Source organism: Massilia sp. TWR1-2-2 (assembly GCF_049897565.1).
Taxonomy (GTDB): domain Bacteria; phylum Pseudomonadota; class Gammaproteobacteria; order Burkholderiales; family Burkholderiaceae_D; genus JAFCUW01.
In genome coordinates, this window is the sequence record NZ_JAFCWM010000006.1 from 164,394 (window position 1) to 187,166 (window position 22,773).

A 22,773-nucleotide genomic window follows, 5' to 3' on the forward strand; every position below is an offset into this window, starting at 1 on the left:
TTCCGGACGGCGCGACGAAATTCGCTGCCGATGCGTTGAGGTGCGGCAGCGTTTAGCCTGTGGGATGCCGCCAAATCCTTTAAAATAGCGGATTGCGCAACTCGCCCGTCCCAGAGGAATCTCATATGTCTATCTCCAGCACCGAGGAAATCGTTGCCGAACTGAGCGCCGGACGGATGGTCATCCTGGTCGATGAGGAAGACCGCGAGAACGAGGGCGACCTGGTGCTGGCCGCCGATTTCGTCACGCCCGAGGCCATCAATTTCATGGCCAAGCATGCGCGCGGCCTGATCTGCCTGACGCTGACCGAAGAGCGCTGCGACCAGCTCGACATCGGCATGATGACGTCCCGTAACGGCACCTCGTTCGGCACCAATTTCACCGTCTCGATCGAGGCGGCCGAAGGCGTCACCACCGGCATCTCGGCGGCCGACCGCGCCAAGACGGTGCAGGTGGCGGTGGCCAAGGGCGCCAAGCCGTCGGACATCGTGCAGCCCGGCCATATCTTTCCGCTCAAGGCTGTCAAGGGCGGCGTGCTGATGCGCGCCGGCCACACCGAAGCGGGCTGCGACCTGACCGAGATGGCGGGCCTGACGCCGGCGTCGGTGATCTGCGAGATCATGAACGACGACGGCACCATGGCGCGCCTGCCCGACCTGCTCGAGTTTGCCAAGGAACACAGGCTGAAGATCGGCACCATCGCCGACCTGATCCATTACCGCGGGCAGAACGAGTGCCTGGTCGAGCGCGTGGCCGAGCGCCAGGTCAACACCGAGTTCGGCGAATTCCGCCTGGTCGCTTTCCGCGACACGCCAAGCGGCTCGGCGCACCTGGCGATGGTGCACGGCGAGCTGGCGCCGAACCTGGAGTCGCTGGTGCGCGTGCACCAGCCGGTATCGATCCTCGACCTGCTGGAAAGCCGCGCCACCACCCACTCGTGGACGATGGCGTCGGCGATGCAGGCGATCAAGCAGTCGGAACGCGGCGTGATGGTGCTGCTCAATTGCGGCGAATCGGCCGACCAGCTGTTTGCCCACTTTGCCGCGCTCGACACGCCGGCGGTCAAGCCAGCCGGCCGCGCCGCCAGCATGGACTTGCGCACCTACGGCATCGGCGCCCAGATCCTGAAGGACCTTGGCGTGGGCAAGATGCAGCTGCTGGCCAGCCCGCGCAAGATGCCGTCGATGACAGGTTTCGACCTCGAAGTGACCGGATATCTCGCCAAGCCGGGCACCTGAAGCGTACCATTGATGCATTCGTCCACATAATTAACCACACATCAAGAGGCCAGCCATGACGGTAGGAACTTATGAAAGCAATTTGACCGGTAGCGGACTGCGCATCGGCATCGTGCAGGCGCGCTTCAACGCCGACGTCGGCCATGGCCTGCTGTCGTCCTGCTTGGCCGAACTCAAGCACCTGGGCGTATCGGACGAAGACGTGCTGCACGTGACCGTGCCGGGTGCGCTGGAAATTCCGCTGGTGCTGCAGAAGATGGCTGAGACGCAGCAGTTCGACGCGCTGGTGGCGCTTGGCGCGGTGATCCGCGGCGAGACGTACCACTTCGAGCTGGTGTCGAACGAGTCCGGCGCCGGCATTACCCGCATCGGCCTCGACTACGGCATGCCGATCGCCAATGCGGTGCTGACCACCGAGAATGACGAGCAGGCCGAAGCGCGGATGGAGGAGAAGGGCACCGAAGCGGCGCGCTGCGCCGTCGAGATGGCCAACCTGCTGCTGGCGCTCGAAGAGTTGCAAGCCGACGAAGATTAAAACCGGATTTCAGAACAGGTAAGTACACCATGACAGACAAGACCCCGCACGCCAACCCGAGCAAGAACCGCACGCCCCGTCACCGGGCGCGCGAGTTTGCGTTGCAGGGACTGTATCAGTGGCTGCTCAATAACGAAGACGCGACGACCGTCGTCAACAACATCCGCGCCGCGCACGGTTTCGAGAAGGCCGATGCCGATCACTTCGCGGCCTTGCTGTACGGCGCGATCAAGGATTCGGTGGCGCTGCGCGAGGCGTTCGCGCCGCTGATCGATCGCGGCGTCAAGGAGCTGTCGCCGATCGAACACGGGGTGTTGCTGCTTGGCGCGTACGAGCTGAAGAACAATCTGGAGATTCCTTACCGCGTGGTCATCAACGAGGCGGTCGAGCTGACCAAGTCGTTCGGCGGCATCGATGGGCACAAGTACGTCAACGGTGTGCTCGACAAGCTGGCGCCGAAGCTGCGCGCCGAGGAAGTGGCGGCGGATTCGCGCCGGTAGTCGACGCGCAAGCAGCATCGATGCAATGAAAAAGCCGCCGCAGTGATGCAGGCGGCTTTTGCACATGCGTGCTCAGCATGGATCCAGTAGCATGGACGTAAAAAAAAGCCACCGCAGACTGCCGGTAGCTTTTTTACGTGCGTCGCGATCGGATCAGAGGCCGGCGATGGCGTCGTTGCCTCGCTCTGGCGCCGTTGCTTCAGGCTTCGGCTGCGCCGGCGCGGCTTTGGCAACAACCTGGGCTGGCGAGTTGGTCGTCGGCACACGCTGGCCGCCGGCAACCTGCTTCAGGCGGCGATACTCAGCCAGCACCTTCGAGCCGTAGCCAGAGTCGGTCTCGAACGCGGCAGCGCCAACGTACGTTTTCAGGCCGGCCTCGATCGAACCGCCGCGGGTGACGTAGTCCTTGAGGATCAGCGCGCCGACGCGGATGTTCGCCACTGGATTGAGTGCAGCCTGCACGCCGCCCAGCTTCTGGAACTTCTCATGGTGAATCTTCGACATCACCTGCATCAGGCCCTGCGCGCCAACCGAACTCTCGGCAAACGGGTTCAGGCCCGATTCGATCGCCATCACTGCCAGGATCAGCAGCGGGTCGAGCTTGATGTCGTGCGCCGTGGTGTAGGCGGTCGATACCAGCATGTCGGCGGCGTCGCCGGCAACGCGGTAACGCTTGGCCAGCCACGTGGTGACGAACTGCTGCTGCTTCTTGTTGCCTGCCAATGCCTTGTCGGCCACGACAGGTGCCGGCGCCGCTTCAACGGCGGGGTTGGCCACAGGCTGCTCATCCATCAGGGACGCGAGCGCTGGCGCTGGTTCAGCTTGCGCAACAACCGGCGCCGGTGGCGCAAGAAACTCCGAGACCTGGTGCGCCATGTCGGGACGGGCGTACAGGACGGCCACAACTGCTACTGCGGAAAGACCAAATACGGTCAGGGTGTGCTGCGCGGTGGTCGCGAGACCACGGGCCGTTTTCGTTACGGAAGACCACGTAACAGGCTGGGCAGCCATAGTTTGGGCGAGCTTTGCTGTCGCCCCGTTGAAACGATTTATCATCGAATTCCCCTTTGTCGCGGAAAAAGCTATCCCCACGGCGCTAAAAGCGCACATCGGACACCAAATGCCGTGCATCAGAAATATCGTCCATCGCCGCTGTTGCGTGCGAATCGACGCCGTCATTGCTTGCTTGAGCTGGCCGTTCCCAGAGGTATTGGGCCAGTGGCTAAACAACTGTTTCCGGGGATAAGGCAGACGCCTCTTGGAAACACTCCTAAAATGTCATGTGGGGCCCCGACCCCGTGAATGTATGAGAACAGGCTAAAATCATGTCCTTTGGACGCGCCTATCTCATCAAGTAGGCAAATTGTAGAAGCTGGTTTATATCAAGTCAATACTAGCACGACTGATCTTTATAACTTTTAGATCTTACTTCTGATACTGCATCGCAGCAAAGTCGCATGAAATCAATCACTTATCGTGGCTATTTCAACAACTCCCTATCTGCGGAAGAAAAATTAAAAACCGATGAAATATACTGATCTGCGTGATTTTGTTTCCCAGTTGCAAGAAATTGGCGAATTAAAGCGCGTTTCCACGCCAGTTTCGCCGAATTTGGAGATGACCGAGGTGTGCGACCGCGTTTTGCGCGCTGGCGGACCGGCCTTGCTGTTCGAGCATCCCACCGGCCACGACATGCCGGTGCTGGGCAACCTGTTCGGCACGCCGCGCCGGGTCGCGCTCGGGATGGGCGCCACCGACGTCGGCGAGCTGCGCAAGATCGGCCACGTGCTGGCGCAGCTGAAGGAACCCGAGCCGCCGAAAGGCTTCAAGGACCTGATGGGGCTCGGTTCCCTGGTGAAGGCGGTGTGGGACATGTCGCCGAAGGAAGTGCGCGGCGCGCCTTGCCAGGAAATCGTCTGGGAAGGCAACGACGTCGACCTGTCGCGCCTGCCGATCCAGCACTGCTGGCCGGGCGACGCGGCGCCGCTGATCACCTGGGGGCTGGTCATTACCAAGGGGCCGAACAAGAAGCGCCAGAACCTGGGCATTTATCGCCAGCAGGTGCTCGGGCCCAACAAGGTGATCATGCGCTGGCTGGCGCACCGCGGCGGGGCGCTCGACTTCCGCGAGCACGGCATCGCCACCAAGGGGCAGCCGTATCCGGTTGCCGTCGCGCTCGGCGCCGATCCGGCCACCATCCTCGGCGCGGTGACGCCGGTGCCCGACAGCCTGTCCGAATACCAGTTCGCCGGGCTGTTGCGTGGCAGCCGGACGACGTTGGTGAAAGCGATCGGCAGCGAGCTGCGCGTGCCGGCCTCGGCTGAGATCGTGCTGGAAGGGCATATCCTGGCCGATCCGAACCATCCGTCCGGCTACGAGCACGCGCTGGAAGGCCCGTTCGGCGACCATACCGGCTACTACAACGAGCAGGACAGCTTCCCGGTGTTTACGATCGAGCGCATCACGATGCGGCGCAATCCGATCTATCACTCTACGTATACAGGCAAGCCGCCGGACGAGCCCGCCGTGCTGGGGGTGGCGCTGAACGAGGTGTTCATTCCGCTGCTGCAAAAGCAGTTCAGCGAAATAATCGATTTCTACTTGCCGCCGGAAGGTTGCAGCTATCGGATGGCGGTGGTGCAGATCAAGAAGCAGTATGCCGGCCACGCCAAGCGGGTGATGTTCGGCGTCTGGAGTTTCCTGCGCCAGTTCATGTATACCAAGTTCATTGTCGTGGTCGATGAAGACGTCGACATCCGCGACTGGAAGGAAGTCATCTGGGCGATTACGACCCGGGTCGACCCCCTGCGCGACACGCTGCTGGTCGACAACACGCCGATTGACTACCTCGACTTCGCCTCGCCGGTGAGCGGCCTTGGCAGCAAGATGGGCATCGACGCCACCAACAAGTGGCCGGGCGAAACGAACCGCGAGTGGGGCACGACGATTGCGATGACGCCGGCCGTGAAGGCGCGCATCGACACCATCTGGCAAGAGCTCGGCATCTGATCTCCACCGGGGTCAGTGCCGACATTCGGACACGGCCCCATCTGTAACTGACCCCGGGGGGGGGGGGGCTCGGGAACGTCGAGCTCGTGTCCAAATGTCGGCACTGACCCCGGCGGGGCACTGAGCTCGTGTCCAAATGTCGGCACTGACACCGGCGGGGCACTGTAACGTTGGGCTCGTGTCCGAATGTCGTCACTGACCCCGGGGGGGAGGCGATGACATCGGCGTTTTGCGGGTTGTTTCCATTATCGGGCCGGTCGGTTATAATGAGCGTTGGCGGGCCCCTGCGCATCGTGGCATGGCTAACCTGGTCAGGTCGGGAACGAAGCAGCCACGGCTATTACCCATGAGTGCCGCAGATCAGGCTCGCCTCCTCATTCTTTCTCAGCGCGTTTTCGACGCGCGTCCAGTGCCGCTTTCACGCTCCCCATATCGACTGCTACAATTGCCGCCCAGGCAGCATGTTTCCCCGCTGCGCCCGCTATCTACGGTAAAATCCCAGCATGTCCTATCAAGTACTCGCCCGTAAATACCGCCCCCGCAACTTTGAAACGCTGGTCGGCCAGGAGCACGTCGTCCGTGCCTTGTCGCACGCGCTGCAAACCGGCCGCCTGCACCACGCCTATCTGTTTACAGGTACGCGCGGCGTCGGCAAGACCACGCTGTCGCGGATCCTCGCCAAGTCGCTCAATTGCATCGGCCCGGATGGCGCCGGCGGCATCACCGCCACACCCTGCGGCGTGTGCGATGCCTGCACCGCGATCGATGCCGGCCGCTTCGTCGACTATATAGAGATGGACGCGGCGTCGAACCGCGGCGTCGACGAGATGGCCCAGCTGCTCGAGCAGGCGGTGTACGCGCCGTCGAACGCGCGCTTCAAGGTCTACATGATCGATGAGGTGCACATGCTGACCAACCACGCCTTCAACTCGATGCTGAAGACGCTGGAAGAGCCGCCCGAGCACGTCAAGTTCATCCTGGCGACGACCGATCCGCAGAAGATTCCGGTCACCGTGCTGTCGCGCTGCCTTCAGTTCAACCTGAAGCAGATGCCGCCGGGGCATATCATCAGCCACCTCGACAATATTCTCGGGCAGGAGGGCATCACCTTCGAACAGCCGGCGCTGCGCCTGCTGGCGCAAGGCGCTCACGGCTCGATGCGCGACGCGCTGTCGCTGACCGACCAGGCAATTGCCTATGCCGCCGGCGAAGTGACGCTCGAAGCGGTGCAGGGCATGCTCGGCGCGCTCGACCAGTCGTACCTGGTGCGCCTGCTCGACGCGCTGCTGGCGCAGGACGGCGCCGACCTGATGGCGGTGGCCGACGAGATGGCCAGCCGCAGCCTGTCGTACAACGGCGCGCTGCAGGACCTGGGCACCTTGCTGCATCGGATCGCGCTGGCGCAATCGGTGCCGTCGGCGGTGCCGGAAGACTTGCCGGAGCTGGCCGACATCATGCGCCTGGCAACGGCTTTCGATGCGCAGGAAGTGCAATTGTTCTACCAGATCGCGGTACATGGCCGTAACGAGATCGGCCTCGCGCCGGACGAATATGCCGGCTTTACGATGACCTTGCTGCGCATGCTCGCCTTCCGTCCGGGCAACGGCGGCGCGGAAGGCGTCGCGCCGGCCGGACCGACTGTCGCGCGTCCGCCGGTGCAGCCGCGGCCAGCTCCGTCGCCGGCGCCGGCGCGCGCCGCGTCCGCGGCAGTGGCAAGCCACGCCGCGGTGACGCCGCCGCCGCCCGTTCAGCAGGCACGTCCGGCGCCGCCGCCGCCACCGGTGCAAGCCGCGCCGCCGGCGCCAACCGCAGCGCCTGCCGCCCCCGCAGCGGCGGGCGCGCCGGCAATCAATTCGGCGCGCGCCGCCATCAACGCAGCGCTTGAAGCGGCGCGCGCGGCCAGCCGCGGCCAGAACGTGTCGCCGAAGCGGCCGACGGCGATGTCGAACCAGGCTGCCGCCAACGCTGCCGCCCCGCAAGCTGCCGCGGCGCCGGCGCCTGACCCGGAGCCCGCTCCGCCACCGCCGCCCGCCGCCGCCCCGCCACCGGCAATTGCCAAGGCAGCGCCGTCCGCGCCGCCGCCACCATGGGATCAGCCTGCCGGGCAGCCAGCCGACGACGATGACGGCCCGCCATCGTGGGCCACCGAATTTTCCGACGACACCGCGCTGGCGCAGGAAGCGCCGGCGGTGGCCGCCGCACCGGCCGCCGCGCGCGCGCCGGCCGCGCCGCGCCCGGAGTACGTGATTACGCCGGTGCCGGAAATCGAATGGGACGGCAACTGGCCGGCGCTGGCGGCAACGCTGGCATTGCGCGGCGTGTCGCAGCAGCTGGCGCTGCAGAGCGAACTGCTCGAATGCACCAGCGACGGCCACCAGAGCACGTTCCGGCTGCGCGCGCCGATCGATACGCTGCGCGCCGGCGGCAATACCGAAAAGCTGACGGCCGCCATCCAGGACCGCTTCCCCAACACCCGCGTCGCCGTCGACATCGAACTCGGCCAGGTCTGGTACACCGCCAGCGTCGAGGCGCAAGCTTACCGGGAGCATCGCATGCAGCAGGCCGAGCAGACCGTCGCCGCCGACCCGTTCGTGCAGGAAATGGCGCGCCAGTTGGGCGCCTTCGTCGTGCAAGGTTCAGTGCGCCCGCCGGCCGTCGCCCCCTGAACTGAATTATTCGCCCTATTGTTTGTCTACTTTTTAGATTTCGGAGAATCCATCGTGATGAAGAACCAGCTCGCAGGCTTGATGAAGCAAGCCCAGACCATGCAGGACAACATGAAGAAGGCGCAGGAGCAGCTGGCGCTGGTCGAAGTCGAAGGCCAGTCCGGCGCCGGCCTGGTGAAAATCGTCATGACGTGCAAGAACGACGTCAAGCGCGTGTCGATCGATCCGTCGCTGCTGGCCGACGACAAGGACATGCTGGAAGACCTGGTCGCCGCCGCCTTCAACGATGCGGTGCGCAAGGCAGAAGCGACCTCGGCTGAGAAGATGAGCGGCATGACCGCCGGCATGGCGCTGCCGCCAGGCTTCAAGATGCCGTTCTGATTCACCGATGTCGAAGTCGCTCGATTTCCTGACCGAGGCGTTGCGCAGGTTGCCCGGCGTCGGCCCGAAATCGGCGCAGCGCATGGCGTTTCATTTGCTGCAGCATGACCGCGAGGGCGCGGCGATGCTGTCGCGTGCGCTCTACCAGGCGGTCGACACGGTGCACCACTGCGCCATGTGCAATACCTTCGCCGAGACCGACGTGTGCGACCTGTGCCAGGACGACGCGCGCGAGCGCACCTTGCTGTGCGTCGTCGAAACGCCGGCCGACCAGATGATGATCGAGCAGACCTTGACGTACAAGGGCCTGTACTTCGTGCTGATGGGGCGCCTGTCGCCGCTGGACGGCATCGGCCCGAAAGACATCCACCTCGAAAAATTGATCGGGCGCGCCGCCGACGGCGTCGTCGGCGAAGTGGTGCTGGCCACCAACTTCACCAACGAGGGCGAGGCGACGGCGCACTACATCAGCGAGATGCTCAAAGCGCGCGGCCTGCGCGTGTCGCGCCTGGCGCGCGGCGTGCCGGTCGGCGGCGAACTCGAATACGTCGACGCCGGCACCATCGCGCGCGCCATGCTGGACCGGCGCGCCACCTGAAAAGGCGCAGCTACTGAGCGCTGAGCCCGCCATTGCTGGCGCGCCGCGTTGCGGGGCGCTGGCCGGATCCATTTGAGTGTGCGCAAACCGCAGCTGTCATGCGCTGCTATCGTGGGCCTCACTCAAGTGGGCTCTCCCTCATGCACCTCGTCGATATCACCATGTTCTATGCTACCGAAGGTGGCGGCGTCAGCACCTATCTGAACGCCAAGGCACGCTGGCTGGCCCAGCGCAGCCGCGTTTCCCACAGCATCGTCAGCCCGAATGTCCACAGCGGCGGCGCCGCGCCGGCGCTGGTGGGAATTCCTGCCATCCCTTTTCCCGGCATTCACGGCTACCGCATGCCAACGTCCGTGGGCGCCACCGCCAATATCTTGCGCGCGCTGCAGCCGGACCTGATCGAGGCGGGCGACGCCGGTCACGGCGCCTGGGCGGCATTGCGCGTCAAACGCGAACTCGGCACGCCGGTGGTGGCCTTTTATCACTCCGACCTGCCGCGCCTGATGTTCAACCGCTTCGGCGACCTTGCCATGCGCGCCGCCCGCAGCTACCTGGCGCGGCTGTACCGCCGCTTCGACATGGTGATGGCGCCGAGCAAGCTGATGGTCCAGCAACTGAACGAGATGGGCATCGACGGCGCGGTCCACCAGCCGCTCGGCATCGACGCCGACATCTTCCGGCCGCAGCGTCGCATCGACACCTTGCGCCAGCACCTGCACCTGCCCAGCGACGCGCGCCTGCTGGTGTACGCCGGCCGCTTCACGGCAGAAAAGAAACTCGCAGTGCTGATCGACGCGGTGCGCAAGCTCGGCCGGCCGTATCACCTGGTGCTGGTCGGCGGCGGCGAAACGCTGCCGCACTATCCGCAGATCACCTACATCCCGTTCAAGCGCGACCAGCGCGCGCTGGCGCGGCTGCTGGCCAGCTGCGACGTGATGGTCCATCCCGGCGACTGCGAAACGTTCGGCCTGATCGTGCTCGAAGCGATGGCGTGCGGCTTGCCGGTGGTGGCCACCGGCGGCGGCGTTGCCGAACTGGTCGACGAGAAAACCGGCCTCGTCGTGCGCCCCGACAGCGCGGCCTGCCTGGCGGAAGGCATCGAGGCGATCTTCTGCCGCGACCTGGCAGCGCTGGGGGTCAATGCGCGGCGCAAGGCGCAGGAGCACTACGACTGGAGCCTGATCATGCCGCAGCTGCTGAACCGCTACGGTGGCCTGCTCGCCAGCCACCAGCGTGCCGAATTCGACGCCGAGCGCATCTGTGCCACTGACTGAAAGAACGCTGTGCGTGGCCATCCACGATGTCGCCCCCGACACGTGGGAAGACTGCCTGCGCCTGCACCAGGCGGTGCGCGCGGTGGCCGATATTCCGCTGACCTGGCTGGTGGTGCCGCGCTATCACGGCCGCTCGCTGCCGTCGGCGCCGATGGAGCGTGCGCTCGACGCATTGCTGGCGCAAGGCCACGAGCTGGCGCTGCACGGCTACACGCACCTCGACAGCGCACCGCCGCACGCCGGCTGGCGCAGCCGCTTCCTGCGCAACGTCTTCACGCAGGGCGAGGGCGAGTTCGCCGCCATCGGCGAGCAGGAGGCGAGGCAGCAGATCGAACTGGGCCTGGCCTGGTTTGCCGAGCGCGGCTGGGAAGTGCGCGGCTTCGTGCCGCCGGCCTGGCTGCTGGGGGAGGGCGCCTGGCGCGCGCTGCGCACGTTCTCGCTCGACTACACCACCACGATGACGCACTTTCACCTGCTGCGCGCACGCCGCTCATTGCTGGCGCCGTCGCTGGTGTACGCCGCGCGCAACCAGGCCGGACGCCTGCTGTCGCCGCCCCTGGCCGACGCAACGGCTGCGGCGATGAAGCCCGCGCCCTTAGTGCGCCTGGGCCTGCATCCGCGCGACGCCCACTATCCGGCGCTGCTGCGGCATGCGCAGCGCCTGGTCGAGCGCCTGCTGGCCGAGCGGCGCCCGCGCACGAAGGCGGACTTCGCGGCGGCATGGGCCGCTGTGCCGGCCAGTGCCGCCATCACCAGTACGGACCCCACAGGCCGCCGCCGCCCCAGTGCGAACGCCCGAAGCCCCCATACACGCGGGTCGGATAACCATAGCGGGTGATGTCGTCCTTGGTGCTGAGCTGCAGCACGCAGTTGCGCCATGGGTCCGACTGCGGCTGGTAGCCGAGCCTGGCGCACGCGGGACCATATTCGACGATGATGCGGTCCATGTCCGCCTGCATGCGGGCGGCGCGCTGCTGTGGAGTGGTGCAGCCGGCGAGCAGGAGCGCGCTGGCCGCAACGATCATGAGCTGTCGCATATCGATTCCTTTCAAGGTGCAGCGCACGCCTGGCGGCAGAGCGCTAGATTTGAGCTTAGGAGCGAGCCCTTCGCGATGCCTGATCCAGGTCAATCGGGCCGAAGAAAACCGGTGGCAGCGTCGGCGCCGAAATTGTTCCGGAGTTGGTGTTTTTCTGGCACCATTCCCCCAAACATGGATAACGAGGGGAATCGATGCGACGAGGCGCGATCAAGAGCTGGTCGGTACGGATAGTGTTTTTACTGCTGGCCTTGCTGGCGCTGGTGTTGCTCGGCGCGTGGCTGTATCTGCGCGCCAGCCTGCCACAGCTCGACGGCGCGCGCCGCGTCGCCGGCCTGAACGCTGCCGTGACGGTGACGCGCGACGATCATGGCGTGCCGCTGATTGCCGGAAGCAACCGGCACGACGTCGCTTACGCCACTGGCTTTATCCATGCGCAAGACCGCTTTTTCCAGATGGATCTGCTACGCCGGGTCGGCGCCGGCGAGCTGGCCGAGCTGTTCGGGCCGAAGGCGGTGCCGGTCGACACGGTTCGCAGGAAGCATCGCTTCCGCGCGCGCGCCGAGGCGTTGCTCAAATCGATGCCGGCCGACGACCGCCAGTTCATCGAGCGTTACGTGGCCGGCATCAACGACGGCCTGAACGCGCTTGGCGCCAGGCCGTTCGAGTATGCGCTGACCGGCACCGCGCCGCGGCCGTGGAGCGCCGCCGATTCGCTGCTGGTAGTGTGGGCGATGTTCTTCGATTTGCAGGGCATGCAGGAGCCGCGCGAACTGGCGCGCGGCTGGATCGCCGACCACACCGATGACGCCCAGCGCGCCTTCTTGCTGCCCGAGTCGACCGAGTGGGATGCGCCGCTCGACCAGGCTGCGGTGGCGGCATCGCGCCCGCCGATACCGCCGGCGGCGCCAGGCTGGTGGGGGCCGCGCCGCAAGGTTGGCGCGCTACTGCGCACCGCATCGGCCGACTTCGTCGATTCCGTCGGCAGCAACAACTGGGCCGTCGCCGGCAGCCGCAGCCGGGACGGCGGCGCCATCGTATCGGACGACATGCATCTCGGCCTGCAGCTGCCGACAACCTGGTATCGCCTGGCGCTGCAGTTCGCGGACGCGCAGGGCAAGCCTCGCCGCATGGTGGGCATTACCTTGCCCGGCTCGCCGCCGGTGATCACGGTCGGCAGCAATGGCCACGTGGCCTGGGGCTATACCAACAGCTACGGCGACTTCCTCGACCTGGTCGCGCTCGAAGCCGATCCGGCCAACGCGGCGCGCGTGCGCACGCCGAATGGCTGGGAGACGCTGGCCAGCATCGAAGAGACGATCCTCGTCAAGGGCGCGCCGGCGCGAAAAATCATCGTGCGCGAAAGTTCGCTCGGACCAGTGCGCGAGGCCGGCGGGCGCACTTATGCGATCCACTGGATCGCGCATTTGCCCGCCTCGCTCAACCTCAATCACCGCAAGCTCGAGACGATCGACACGCTCGATGAAGCGCTCACCGTCGCGGCGACGATCGGCATCCCGGCGCAAAATTTTATCGCCGGCGACGACAAGGGCAACATCGGCTGGACCATCACGGGCATGCTGCCGCACCGCACACAGGACGCGGGCATCGCCAGCTTTCCGATCGCAGCCGGCGGCGCGGCGACGACATGGGACGCGCCGCTGGCGCCGGCCGAGTATCCGCGGTTGATGAATCCTGCCGACGGCCAGCTGTCGACCGCCAACAGCCGTCAGCTGATGGGCCTTGGCGCGAGCGTCATCGGCGACGGCGGCTTCGACATCGGCGCGCGCAACCAGCAGGTGCGCGACGGCTTGCGCGCGCTCGGGCCGAAGGTCGACGTCAAGGCGGTGTATGGCGTCGCGCTCGACGACCGGGCAATCTTCATGGCCGGCTGGCGCACGCGCGCCATCGCCGTGCTCGACACCGCCGCGGTAAAGGACAAGCCGCAGCGCGCCGAATTTTTACGCTTGCTGCACAGCGGCTGGAGTGGGCGCGCCAGCGTCGACTCGACCGGCTACCGGCTCGCGCGCGGCTTCATGTGGGCGCTGCACGACCAGCTGTTCGATGCGGCCAACGGCGCGATGGCGGAAGTCGACGACAAGGCGACGATGCAGGCGGCCAGCACGCGCTGGCCGGTGGTGGTGGCGCGCCTGCTCGACGAGCGCCCGGCCGGCTGGTTGCCGGCCGCGTATCCCGACTGGCGCGCGCTGCAGCTGGCGGCGATCGATCAGGTGATCGCCGAGCTGACGCGCGACGGCGCGCCGCTGGCCTCGGCGACCTGGGGCGCGCGCAACACGGCCGCAGTGGCGCATCCGATCAGCATGGCGGCGCCGGCGCTGCGGCACTGGCTGTCGGCGCCGCCCGACCAGCTGGCGGGCGACTCGAACATGCCGCGCGTTGCAGGCCGCGCTTTCGGCCAGTCGCAGCGGATGACGGTCACGCCGGGCAAGGAGGAGCAGGGAATCTTCAACATGCCGGGCGGGCAGAGCGGGCATCCGCTGTCGCCGTTTTTCCTGCGCGGGCACGCCGAGTGGGTGGCCGGGACGGCGGGGCGGCTGCTGCCTGGCCCGGCGCTCCACACGCTGCGCTTCGAGAAGTGAATAGAACCACAAGCCATAACACCGTGGGCGGGGATTCAAACTCGAAGAATCAATCAGACAGTTCTGACTTAGTCGGTGCCGGCTCGGGGCAGGGCTGCAGCAGCATCTGCGTGATCGCCTCGTGGGGCGACGGGTGGCCCAGGAAGAAGCCCTGCACCAGGTCGCAGCCGTACTCCTGCAGCAGCCCGAGTTGCGCGTCGGTCTCGACGCCTTCGGCCACCACCACCATCTTCAGGCCGTGCGCCATGGCGATGATGGCGCGCGTGATGGCGGCGTTCTCGGAGTCCTGCGGCAGCCCGCTGATGAAGCTCTTGTCGATCTTTAGCGCCCGCACGTCGAAGCGCTTCAGGTAGTTCATCGACGAATAGCCGGTGCCGAAGTCGTCGATCGACAGGTGCACGCCGATCCCGCGCAACTGCTCGAGCGTGGCCATGGTCGCGCGCGCGTCATCCATCAGCGTGCCTTCGGTCAGTTCGAGTTCGAGCAGCCGCGGGTCGAGCCCCGTGTCGTGCAGCGCCGACACCACGATCTGCGTCAGGTTCTCGTCCTTGAACTGCTTGGCCGACAGGTTCACCGCCATCCGCAGCGGCCGCTTGGCCACGCGCTGCCATGCCCTGGCCTGGTTGCACGCGGTGCGCAGCACCCATTCGCCGATCGGCACGATCAAGCCGGTTTCTTCGGCCAGCGGGATGAATTCGGTCGGCGAGATGATGCCGCGCTCGGGATGGCGCCAGCGCACCAGCGCTTCGACGCCAACGATGTCGCCGCTGCGCACTTCGATCTGCGGCTGGTACAACAGGTACAGCTCTTCGTTCTTGAGCGCCTTGCGCAGGCCCACTTCGAGCTTCACGTGGCTCATGATCTGCATCGTCAGCGATGAGCTGTACAGCTTCGCGTTGTTCTTGCCGCAGTTCTTGGCGTGATACATCGCGGTGTCGGCAAACTTGAGCAGCGAATTGCAGTCGTCGCCGTCCTCCGGGAACAGCGAGATGCCGATGCTGGCAGTGACGAAAATCTCGTTGCCCTCGATGAGGAACGGCCGGCGCATCGCTTCCTTGACGCGGTGCGCCACGGCGAGCGCGTTCTCGACCCGTTCGAGGTCCGGGATCAGGATCGTGAATTCGTCGCCGCCCAGGCGCGCCAGGTTGTGTGACTGGTCTCCGCGCGACACCAGGTCGCTCGGCCGGGTCGTTTCGCGCAGGCGCTCCGAGACGATCTTGAGCAGGTGGTCGCCAACGTTGTGGCCGAGCGTGTCGTTGATGCGCTTGAAGGCGTCGAGGTCCATGAACAGCACCGCGAACTTCTTGTTGCCGACCTTAGAGCGATGCAGTTCGCGTTCCAGCGTTTCGAGGAAGGCCTGGCGGTTCGGGATGCCGGTCAGGCTGTCGCAGTAGGCCAGCCGGCGGATCTGTTCTTCCGTGCGTTTGCGCTCGCTGATGTCGCGCACCAGGCCAAGCACTTCGCTGGCGCCGGTGGCGACCAGGCGCGCTTCGTAATGATGGATGACGCCGAAGCGCACCAGTTCGTAGTCGACCGAGCGCACGTGCAGCGTATCGAGCACGCCGCGCATCTGTTCGAGCAGGCGGTCGGCGATGTCGCGCGGGAGCACCTCGGTGATGTGCTTGCCGACGCAGGTCTCGACCGGGAGGGCGGCGATCGCGTCGTGGCCGTGCATCTCGTTGCCCGGCTCGTAATCGAGGTAGAAGCCGTCGCGATTGAGGCGGAAGAAGGTGTCGGGGATCGCCGCCAGCACCGCGCGGTTGTGGGCGTCGGCCATGCGCAGTCGCACGATGGCGTCGGAGGCGCGCAGCACGTACAGCACGCGGTGGCCGAGGATCGGCCAGTTGATCGGCTTCGACACGAAGTCGGTGGCGCCGGCTTCGTAGGCGCTGGTGACCGCTTCGATGTCGTCGCCGCCGGTGACCATGATGATCGGCACCGGCGCGCCGGTTTCGATGCGGCGAATCTCGCGGCAGGCCGAGAAGCCGTCCATGTTTGGCATCTCGACGTCGAGCAGGATCAGGTCCGGCGCCATGCTCTGGAAGTAGGCGACGGCCTGCTCGCCGTCTTCCGCTTCGATGCCGTCAAGGCCGACCTGGCCGAGCATTTCGAGCATCAGCAATCGCATCACCGGATCGTCGTCGGCAACCAGGACGACGCCGCGCTTGTTGGGGGTTGGAGAGACCATGTCAAGTTTCCTTCTCTAGGATGGCACTGAGCGAATCCCGGACTGCCTGGAATTCGTGCTCCATGTCGGTGAGGATGCCGGATGCGCCTTCAGTGCTGTCGGTGCGGCCGAGGTTCTCCATTTCCTTGCACATCTGCGCCAGCGCCTCGGCGCCGACGTTCGCGCTGCTCGACTTGAGGCTGTGCGCGACCTTGCGCAGGCTGCCGGTATCGAGCCCGGCGATGGCCTGGCGCAGCGTCTTCAGGTGCTGCGGCGTGTCGCCGACGTAGGCGGCGACGACGCGCTGCACCAGGGCGCCGCCGCGGTCGTGCGACAGTGCGCGGATGTTTTCGAGCGCGTGCATGTTGATGACGTCGCGCTGCAACAGTTCACGCGTGGCCGCCGGCAGCTTCGGGCGCTGCTCGCTGTGGTGCACCCTGGCCACCAGCGGGGCAACCGCGGCAGCCGGGCGCGGATCGGTGCGGCGCACGTTCGGCACCACCAGCGGCGTGAGGGGCGGCGCCATGGCCTGCACGGCGCGCTCGCCGTCATGGCCGGCGGCGGCCAGCGGCAGCGCGATCCAGCGGCTCATCACGGCGGCCAGCTGCTGCTGCGTGAATGGTTTGCTGAGGTAGTCGTCCATGCCGGCGGCCAGGCACGATTCGCGGTCGCCCTGCAGCGCGTTGGCGGTGATGGCGATGATCGGCAGGCTGCGCGAACGGCCGTTCTCGCGCTCATGGCGGCGGATCGCGGAGGTGGCGGCAAAGCCGTCCATCACCGGCATCTGGCAGTCCATCAGCACGGCGTCGTATTTACCGGCCTGCACCGCCTGCAGCGCTGCTTCGCCATTGCGCGCGCACGTCACTTCGAGGCCGAGGCTGTCGAGCATCGCGGTGGCCACTTCGACGTTGACCGGGTTGTCTTCGGCCAGCAGCACCTTGCGCAGGCGCGCCGGGCCGCCGACAGGCTGGCGCACCGGCGGCGGCGGCTCGGCCAGCGGCGCGGCGACGACAGCTGCCTTGCGCTGGCGCGCGGCGACGCATTCGAACAGGTCGCCGGCGCGCACCGGCTTGATCAGCTGGTAGGCCACGCCGGCTTCGCGCCGCTGCACCGGATCGGCCGCCAGGCGGTCGGCACTGACCAGCAGCAATCGGGTGGCGCGGGTGGCGGGATCGGCCTTGATGGCGGCGGCAACGGACAGGCCGCTGGTGCGCTCGAGGTCCATGTCGAGGATGGCGACGTCGTACGGGCGCCCGGTTGCGGCGGCCGCGGCCAGGCGCTCCGGCACTTCCATCGAGGAGCCGACGCAATCGCACACGACGTTCCACGCCAGCATCTGGCGTTCGAGTTCTGCGCGGCTGCTTTCGTGTTCGTCGACGATCAAAACGCGCAGTCCTTCGATGGTGGTTAGCGAAAATCCGGGCTCGTCGGGGTCAACGCGGCGCTTGTCGAAACTTACCGTGAACCAGAAAATGGAACCTTGCGTTAAGGCATTGTCGACCCCGATTTTGCCGCCCATCAACTCGACCAGCTGCTTCGAGATCGCCAGGCCCAGGCCGGTGCCGCCGTACTTGCGGGTGGTCGAGCCATCGGCTTGCGAGAACGCTTCGAAGATGCGCCCGCGTGCTTCGCGCGAGACGCCGATGCCGGTGTCGTGCACCTCGAAGCGCAGCGCCACCGACTGCGGGTCTTCGCGCGTGACTTGTACCTTGGCGAGGATGCGGCCGTGGTCGGTGAACTTGATGGCGTTGCCGAGCAGGTTGGCCATGATCTGGCGCAACCGGTTCGGGTCGCCGCAAATCGAGATCGGGATGTTGTTGGCGATGTCGAAGTCGAGTCCGATACCCTTGTTCTGCGCCTGCGGCGTGTAGACGTTGTTGATGTCGTCGAGCAGGTCCCACAGGTTGAAGTTGATGTATTCGACCGACAGCTTGCCGGCCTCGATCTTGGAAAAGTCGAGGATGTCGTTGATGATCACAAGCAGGTGTTCGCCGGAACTTTTGACCAGCTTGGTGAACTTGCGCTGAGTGTCGGTCAGGCTGGTGCCGAGCAGCATTTCCGTCATGCCGAGCACGCCGTTCATCGGCGTGCGGATCTCGTGGCTCATGGTGGCCAGGAATGCGCTCTTGGCGGTGCTGGCCGCTTCGGCGGCGTTCTTGGCCTTTTCCAGCTGCTCGGTGCGCACGCTGACTTGGCGCTCGAGCTCGTCGCGATGGTGGGTCAGGGCGGCGCCGCGGCCTTCGATTTGCGCCAGCATGTCGTTGAAGCTGTCGATCAGGGTGCCCAGTTCGTCGGTGCGTTCGTGCGCGATGCGCAAGGTGTAGTTCTGGCTGGCCGACACTTTCTGCGCCGCGTTGATCAGCTTGGTCACCGGATCGGCGATGCTGCTCTTGAAGCGCGTCGCCAGCAGCAGCGCCACCGTCAGCGAGCCGCCCATCGCAGCGGCGATCACGCCCAGGCTCTTGAGGATGTCGAGCCACATGTTGGTCAGATCCGCTTCGATCATGACGATGCCGACCGCATGCTCGCTGCCGGTGACGGGCCGGTACAGGCGCATCCGCGTGCTCCAGAACACGCTGCCGTCGGCGTTGGCCTGGGCGAGCGCTTCCTCGCTCAGGCCGACCGGTTCGACGTTCTCGAATGCCTCGTCGGCCCGGCCCGGCGCGACGTAGCGGGCGAACACCTTGCCGTTGCGGTCGAACAAGGTGGCGTTCGATATTTCTTCCTTCGCCTTCAGCGCCGACAAGGTGGCCTGCGCCGAATTGCGGTCGTTGAACACGAGTGCATCGACGCTGTTGGTGCCGATCACGCCGGCGAACGACGACAGTTGCATGCCCTCGTCCTTGCGGTGATTTAGCACCGACGTCACGGCGAAGGCGATGAAGACGAATATCAAGGCCGTGCCAGTAGACAGGAACGAAATGATCGTCAGTTTCTGGTTGAGGCTGGAGCGCTCAAAATTTAGCATGGGGCCCACCTGTTGGGCGAACGTTAAGGGATGGGCGATTCGCCCTACAGGGGATTGCAATTCCGGCAGGAAAAATATACGGGTAAAGAATCTCGACACACTTGACGTGTCGCAAATGAGACGGGTCCCCGTGGAAACAGATAGGTTTTTCTGCGGAAATACGTGGTAGGAAAACCGGAAGGGCGGATCGGATAATGCCCGACGTGCAGGCGAGAGAAGGTGCGCCGGCACTAGCTGGGGTACATACTGAGCGAACTGTGCGGCACTGGATGCTCAGTATGGATCCGCGCCAAAAAGCGCCAGCGCGACCCAGCCAAGCTGGCTTTGCAGACGTTTGATCGTTGACTCCTCCAAGGGGTTGACGACCACCTTTTGAGTTAGACCCGGCAAGCTCCTTTGATATCCGAGCGTCGGGTGCGAAAGAATCTCACTTTGTGTCCGCACGGCAATAAAACGGTTGCTATTGCTCAGTTGCTGAACTAGTATCAATGCTATTTCATGGCGTAAAGACGAAAGATGGCCGCTCCGGAGTTCCCACAGATACCGCTGGTCGACATGCGCGCCGCGGCCAACACGGGCAACCAGTGGGTGGCGGTGACTTTGCGCGTCGATGGCGCCGGCGTCGCCGACCCGGCTGACGTCACCGCTGCGTGGCACGCCGTGTTCGCCAGTCCCGACTTGCTGGCCGCCGTCGCGCCGCTCGACTGCGTCGTCTTTGTGGCCAACCCCGGCATCCTGACCGCCGCGCTGCTCGACCTGATGCCGCCCAACCGCGTGGTGTTCGCCATCGACGCCGATGCGCTGTCCGACGAAGGCGCGCCAGGGCACATCAGCGCGCTGCACGATGAAGGCTACCGGATCCTGATCGACGGCGCCGTGCCGGCCGGCTTCGCGCCGCCGCCGATGTTGCGCGCCGTTTCGCTCGACTGCACCGACCGCATGTTCTCGCCTGGCACGCTGTCGGCCCTGTTCGGTCCGCACCTTGCGCGCGCCGTGAACACCGGCGCCCAGCGCGAACAATGCGAGCGGGCAGGCTTCTCGTGGTTCAGCGGCAGCTACCCGATTCATCCGGAAGCGTCGGACACGCCGGACGATGGCAGCTCCCGCAAGCGCCTGCTCAGCCTGCTCGGCCTGCTGGCGGCGGACGCCGAGACGCATGCACTCGAAACGTTGCTCAAGCAAGATCCGGCGCTGTGCTTCCAGCTGCTCAAGCTGGTCAATTCCGCCGCCTTCGCGATCAGCACGCCGATCACCAGCTTTAGCCAGGCGATCGGACTGCTCGGCCGGCGCCAGCTGCAGCGCTGGCTGCAACTGTTGCTGTACGCGCGCCAGCGTGAAGACGGCCTCGCCAATCCGCTGCTGCCGGTTGCCGCGTTGCGCGCCGCCCAGATGGAGTCGCTATGCAAGCAGGGCGGCGGCGATCGCAATGAGCAAGACCTGGCGTTCGTCGTCGGCGTGTTCTCGCTGCTCGATGTGCTGCTGGGAATGCCGATGGACGAAATCGTCGGCGCGCTGAACCTGCCGCCGGCCGCCGCCGCCGCGCTGACCGAACGCAGCGGCGCGCTGGGCCGGCAGCTGCGGCTGGTCGAAACAGATGCGCCATCGCAAGACATGCTGCGCGAAGCGGACGTGACGCCGTTGCAGTGGTGGAACAGCCAGCTGCACGCGCATCACTGGGCGATCCAGGTCAGCCGGAACTTATAGATGCTTGTGCACCTCGCCTCCGACTTCATCGCCTGCAGCGGCGCCTTGTGCGACGCGGTGCTGAGGTTGCGCGGCAAGGTTCTGCACGAAGAACTCGGCCGTATCGCGCGGTGCCTCTTGGCCAGCCCGTACGGCGTGTTCGCACCGGCCAATAACGTCGGCATCGCGGAGGTCGAGGCCTTGCCGGCCGAAGTCGGACAATTGTGCCAGGAAGTTGCCAGCGACGGCAATTATTTCGGCCTCTACACCGTCTTTGGCCGCAGCAGTTTCAGCGACCACGACCGCAATCTGCTGGCCAGCCTGGCCAAGCTGACCGCCAGCCTGCTGCAAGTGCATTCGCTGGCGCAGCGCTCCACGCATGCTTACGTGCAGGTCGAGGCGCAGCTTGCGCATCAGCTGCAGATTCTCGACCAGATCCAGGAATCGGTGCTCACGCTCGACCAGATGGGCTACATCACCAGCTGGAACAAGGGCGCCGAGCGCTTGTTCGGCTACAGCGACGTCGAAGCGATCGGCAACCACATCCTGTTCTTATATGTGGACGAAGAGGCCGGCCACGACGCCGGCTTTGCCGATGCGCACGGACGCATGATGGAAGTGCGCCGCCGCAAGAAATCCGGCGAAGTGTTCTGGGCCAGCATGACGCTGACGCCGCTGTGCGACGGCGCCGAGCAGCCGGTGGGCCTGATCGCCTACCTCAGCGACATCACCGAACGCAAGCAGGCCGAAGAGCGGCTGCATCACCTGGCCTATTACGACGCGCTGACCAGCCTGCCGAACCGCACGCTGCTGACCAAGCTGATCGACCAGGCGCTGATGGCGGCGCAGCGCAACTCGACGACCGGATGCGTGCTGTTTATCGACCTGAACCGCTTCAAGTGGATCAACGACACGCTGGGCCGGCGCATTGGCGACGAACTGCTGCGCCAGGTATCGCTGCGTTTCCGCGCGACGCTGCGCGATGAAGACATCGTCGCGCGCCTGTCCGGCGACGAATTCGTCGTCGGCCTGTTCGACATCCGCCAGCACTTTGAGGCGACGACGGTGGCGCAGAAGCTGCAGGCGTCGCTGCTCGAGCCGTTCCTGATCGAGGGCCACGACCTGCGGGTGGGCGCCAGCATCGGCATCAGTGTCTATCCGCAAGACGGCGGCGACGCCGAAACCTTGCTGCGGCTGGCCGACATCGCGATGGCGCGCGCCAAGCAGAGCCACGACGGCCTGGACGACAGCGTGGCCTTCTACAGCCTCGACATGAACCAGGGCATGCACGAGCGCATGCGCATCGAATCGGGCCTGCGGCACGCGCTCGGCCATGGCGAGCTGCTGCTGTATTACCAGCCGAAGTTCCAGATCGAAGGCAATCGACTCGTCGGCGCCGAGGCACTGGTGCGCTGGCTGCACCCCGAGCGCGGACTGATACCGCCGGCCGACTTCATCCCGCTGGCCGAAACCACCGGGCTGATCGTGCAAGTGGGCGAGTGGGTGCTGGAAGCGGCGTGCGCGCAGGCGGCGATCTGGCAGAGTGCCGGCGTGCCGCCGCTGCGCATCGCGATCAATGTATCGGCGCGCGAATTTACGGCCACCTTGCCGGGCCGGCTGGGGGCGACGCTGGCGCGCTACGGGCTGGATCCGTGCTGGCTGGAACTGGAGATCACCGAAAGCGCGCTGATGCACGACATCGAGCGCGTGATCGACATCATGGGGCAGATCAACGCGCTGGGCGTGACCTTGTCGCTGGACGATTTTGGCACCGGGTATTCGAGCTTGTCGTACCTGAAGCGGTTCCCGATTCATACGCTGAAGATCGACCGCTCGTTCACTACCGGGCTGCCGGGCGACGCCAGCGGCTGCGCGATTGCGACGACCATCATCAGCATCGGGCAGCAGCTCAAGCACAAGGTGATCGCGGAGGGCGTGGAGACGGTGGAGCAGCTGGAGTTCCTGCGTGCATCGGGCTGCGATGAAGTGCAGGGATACTTGTTCTCGCGGCCGCTGCCGGCCGACGCGTTCGAGACGGCGCTGCGGGAGAACTGGCTGCTGGTCTGAGAGGCGAGGGCGCTTGGCGTCGCTATCGGCGGGGGGATGATTTATGTATA

17 protein-coding genes and 1 other RNA gene are annotated in these 22,773 nt (G+C 65.6%); 13 read left to right on the forward strand and 5 right to left on the reverse strand.

Annotated elements, in window-relative coordinates:
- Positions 1-125: 125 nt before the first annotated feature.
- From ribBA to nusB, 3 genes are read left to right on the forward strand one after another with little or no spacing between them, the layout of a single operon-like run.
- Positions 126-1,238 carry a bifunctional 3,4-dihydroxy-2-butanone-4-phosphate synthase/GTP cyclohydrolase II gene (gene ribBA, locus ACP7DD_RS07945; protein WP_426174184.1) on the forward strand — a complete coding sequence of 371 codons (1,113 nt, stop codon included), beginning with the start codon at positions 126-128 and terminating at the stop codon, positions 1,236-1,238.
- Between the two features lie 55 nt (positions 1,239-1,293).
- A complete protein-coding gene (ribH, locus tag ACP7DD_RS07950; RefSeq protein WP_426174185.1) occupies positions 1,294-1,773 on the forward strand; it encodes a 6,7-dimethyl-8-ribityllumazine synthase in 480 nt (159 codons plus the stop codon).
- A gap of 29 nt (positions 1,774-1,802) precedes the next feature.
- The gene (gene nusB / locus ACP7DD_RS07955) at positions 1,803-2,273 is read left to right on the forward strand and encodes a transcription antitermination factor NusB (protein WP_426174187.1); all 471 of its coding nucleotides are present in this window, start codon (positions 1,803-1,805) and stop codon (positions 2,271-2,273) included.
- Positions 2,274-2,426: 153 nt separating this feature from the next.
- On the opposite strand, the gene ACP7DD_RS07960 is transcribed toward nusB, so the two are convergent.
- Positions 2,427-3,284: a transglycosylase SLT domain-containing protein gene (locus tag ACP7DD_RS07960; protein WP_426174188.1), complete on the reverse strand. Its 858-nt coding sequence runs from the start codon at positions 3,282-3,284 to the stop codon at positions 2,427-2,429.
- A gap of 513 nt (positions 3,285-3,797) precedes the next feature.
- Here ACP7DD_RS07960 and ubiD point away from each other — a divergent pair.
- The 7 genes from ubiD (at position 3,798) to ACP7DD_RS07995 (ending at position 11,039) form a co-directional block, all read left to right on the forward strand.
- Positions 3,798-5,282 (forward strand): 4-hydroxy-3-polyprenylbenzoate decarboxylase, encoded by a 1,485-nt coding sequence (gene ubiD, locus ACP7DD_RS07965; protein WP_426174189.1) that lies wholly within the window; start codon positions 3,798-3,800, stop codon positions 5,280-5,282.
- Positions 5,283-5,557: 275 nt separating this feature from the next.
- Positions 5,558-5,656, forward strand: an RNA gene (gene ffs, locus ACP7DD_RS07970) — signal recognition particle sRNA small type.
- 129 nt (positions 5,657-5,785) lie between these two features.
- A complete protein-coding gene (locus ACP7DD_RS07975; RefSeq protein ID WP_426174190.1) occupies positions 5,786-7,948 on the forward strand; it encodes a DNA polymerase III subunit gamma/tau in 2,163 nt (720 codons plus the stop codon).
- A gap of 54 nt (positions 7,949-8,002) precedes the next feature.
- The gene (locus ACP7DD_RS07980) at positions 8,003-8,329 is read left to right on the forward strand and encodes a YbaB/EbfC family nucleoid-associated protein (protein WP_099788673.1); all 327 of its coding nucleotides are present in this window, start codon (positions 8,003-8,005) and stop codon (positions 8,327-8,329) included.
- Between the two features lie 7 nt (positions 8,330-8,336).
- Positions 8,337-8,927, forward strand: a complete 591-nt coding sequence (gene recR / locus ACP7DD_RS07985) for a recombination mediator RecR (protein ID WP_426174191.1) — start codon at positions 8,337-8,339, stop codon at positions 8,925-8,927.
- A 161-nt stretch (positions 8,928-9,088) separates the two neighbouring features.
- Complete coding sequence (locus ACP7DD_RS07990) at positions 9,089-10,201, forward strand: glycosyltransferase (protein WP_426174192.1); 1,113 nt, start codon at positions 9,089-9,091, stop codon at positions 10,199-10,201.
- Positions 10,202-10,214: 13 nt separating this feature from the next.
- Positions 10,215-11,039, forward strand: coding sequence for a DUF2334 domain-containing protein (locus ACP7DD_RS07995; RefSeq protein ID WP_426174193.1), 825 nt, complete (start codon positions 10,215-10,217; stop codon positions 11,037-11,039).
- On the opposite strand, the gene ACP7DD_RS08000 is transcribed toward ACP7DD_RS07995, so the two are convergent.
- Complete coding sequence (locus ACP7DD_RS08000; protein ID WP_426174194.1) at positions 10,951-11,238, reverse strand: hypothetical protein; 288 nt, start codon at positions 11,236-11,238, stop codon at positions 10,951-10,953. The genes ACP7DD_RS07995 and ACP7DD_RS08000 overlap by 89 nt on opposite strands.
- A gap of 194 nt (positions 11,239-11,432) precedes the next feature.
- Here ACP7DD_RS08000 and ACP7DD_RS08005 point away from each other — a divergent pair, with 194 nt between their 5' ends.
- Positions 11,433-13,838: a penicillin acylase family protein gene (locus ACP7DD_RS08005; RefSeq protein WP_426174195.1), complete on the forward strand. Its 2,406-nt coding sequence runs from the start codon at positions 11,433-11,435 to the stop codon at positions 13,836-13,838.
- Positions 13,839-13,887: 49 nt separating this feature from the next.
- On the opposite strand, the gene ACP7DD_RS08010 is transcribed toward ACP7DD_RS08005, so the two are convergent.
- The 3 genes from ACP7DD_RS08010 to ACP7DD_RS08020 all read right to left on the reverse strand — a co-directional run bounded on the left by ACP7DD_RS08010 (position 13,888) and on the right by ACP7DD_RS08020 (position 19,462).
- Entirely contained in the window at positions 13,888-16,026 is a 2,139-nt protein-coding gene (locus ACP7DD_RS08010) for a putative bifunctional diguanylate cyclase/phosphodiesterase (protein WP_426174196.1), read from the reverse strand.
- 1 nt (position 16,027) lies between these two features.
- Complete coding sequence (locus ACP7DD_RS08015) at positions 16,028-18,973, reverse strand: response regulator (protein WP_426174197.1); 2,946 nt, start codon at positions 18,971-18,973, stop codon at positions 16,028-16,030.
- Positions 18,974-19,246: 273 nt separating this feature from the next.
- Complete coding sequence (locus ACP7DD_RS08020) at positions 19,247-19,462, reverse strand: hypothetical protein (RefSeq protein ID WP_426174198.1); 216 nt, start codon at positions 19,460-19,462, stop codon at positions 19,247-19,249.
- Positions 19,463-19,489: 27 nt separating this feature from the next.
- Between ACP7DD_RS08020 and ACP7DD_RS08025 the strand changes: the two genes are divergently transcribed.
- Together ACP7DD_RS08025 and ACP7DD_RS08030 are read left to right on the forward strand one after the other, a co-directional pair.
- Complete coding sequence (locus ACP7DD_RS08025) at positions 19,490-20,677, forward strand: HDOD domain-containing protein (RefSeq protein ID WP_426174199.1); 1,188 nt, start codon at positions 19,490-19,492, stop codon at positions 20,675-20,677.
- The gene (locus ACP7DD_RS08030; protein ID WP_426174200.1) at positions 20,678-22,723 is read left to right on the forward strand and encodes a putative bifunctional diguanylate cyclase/phosphodiesterase; all 2,046 of its coding nucleotides are present in this window, start codon (positions 20,678-20,680) and stop codon (positions 22,721-22,723) included. It begins immediately after the preceding gene.
- Positions 22,724-22,773: the final 50 nt, after the last annotated feature.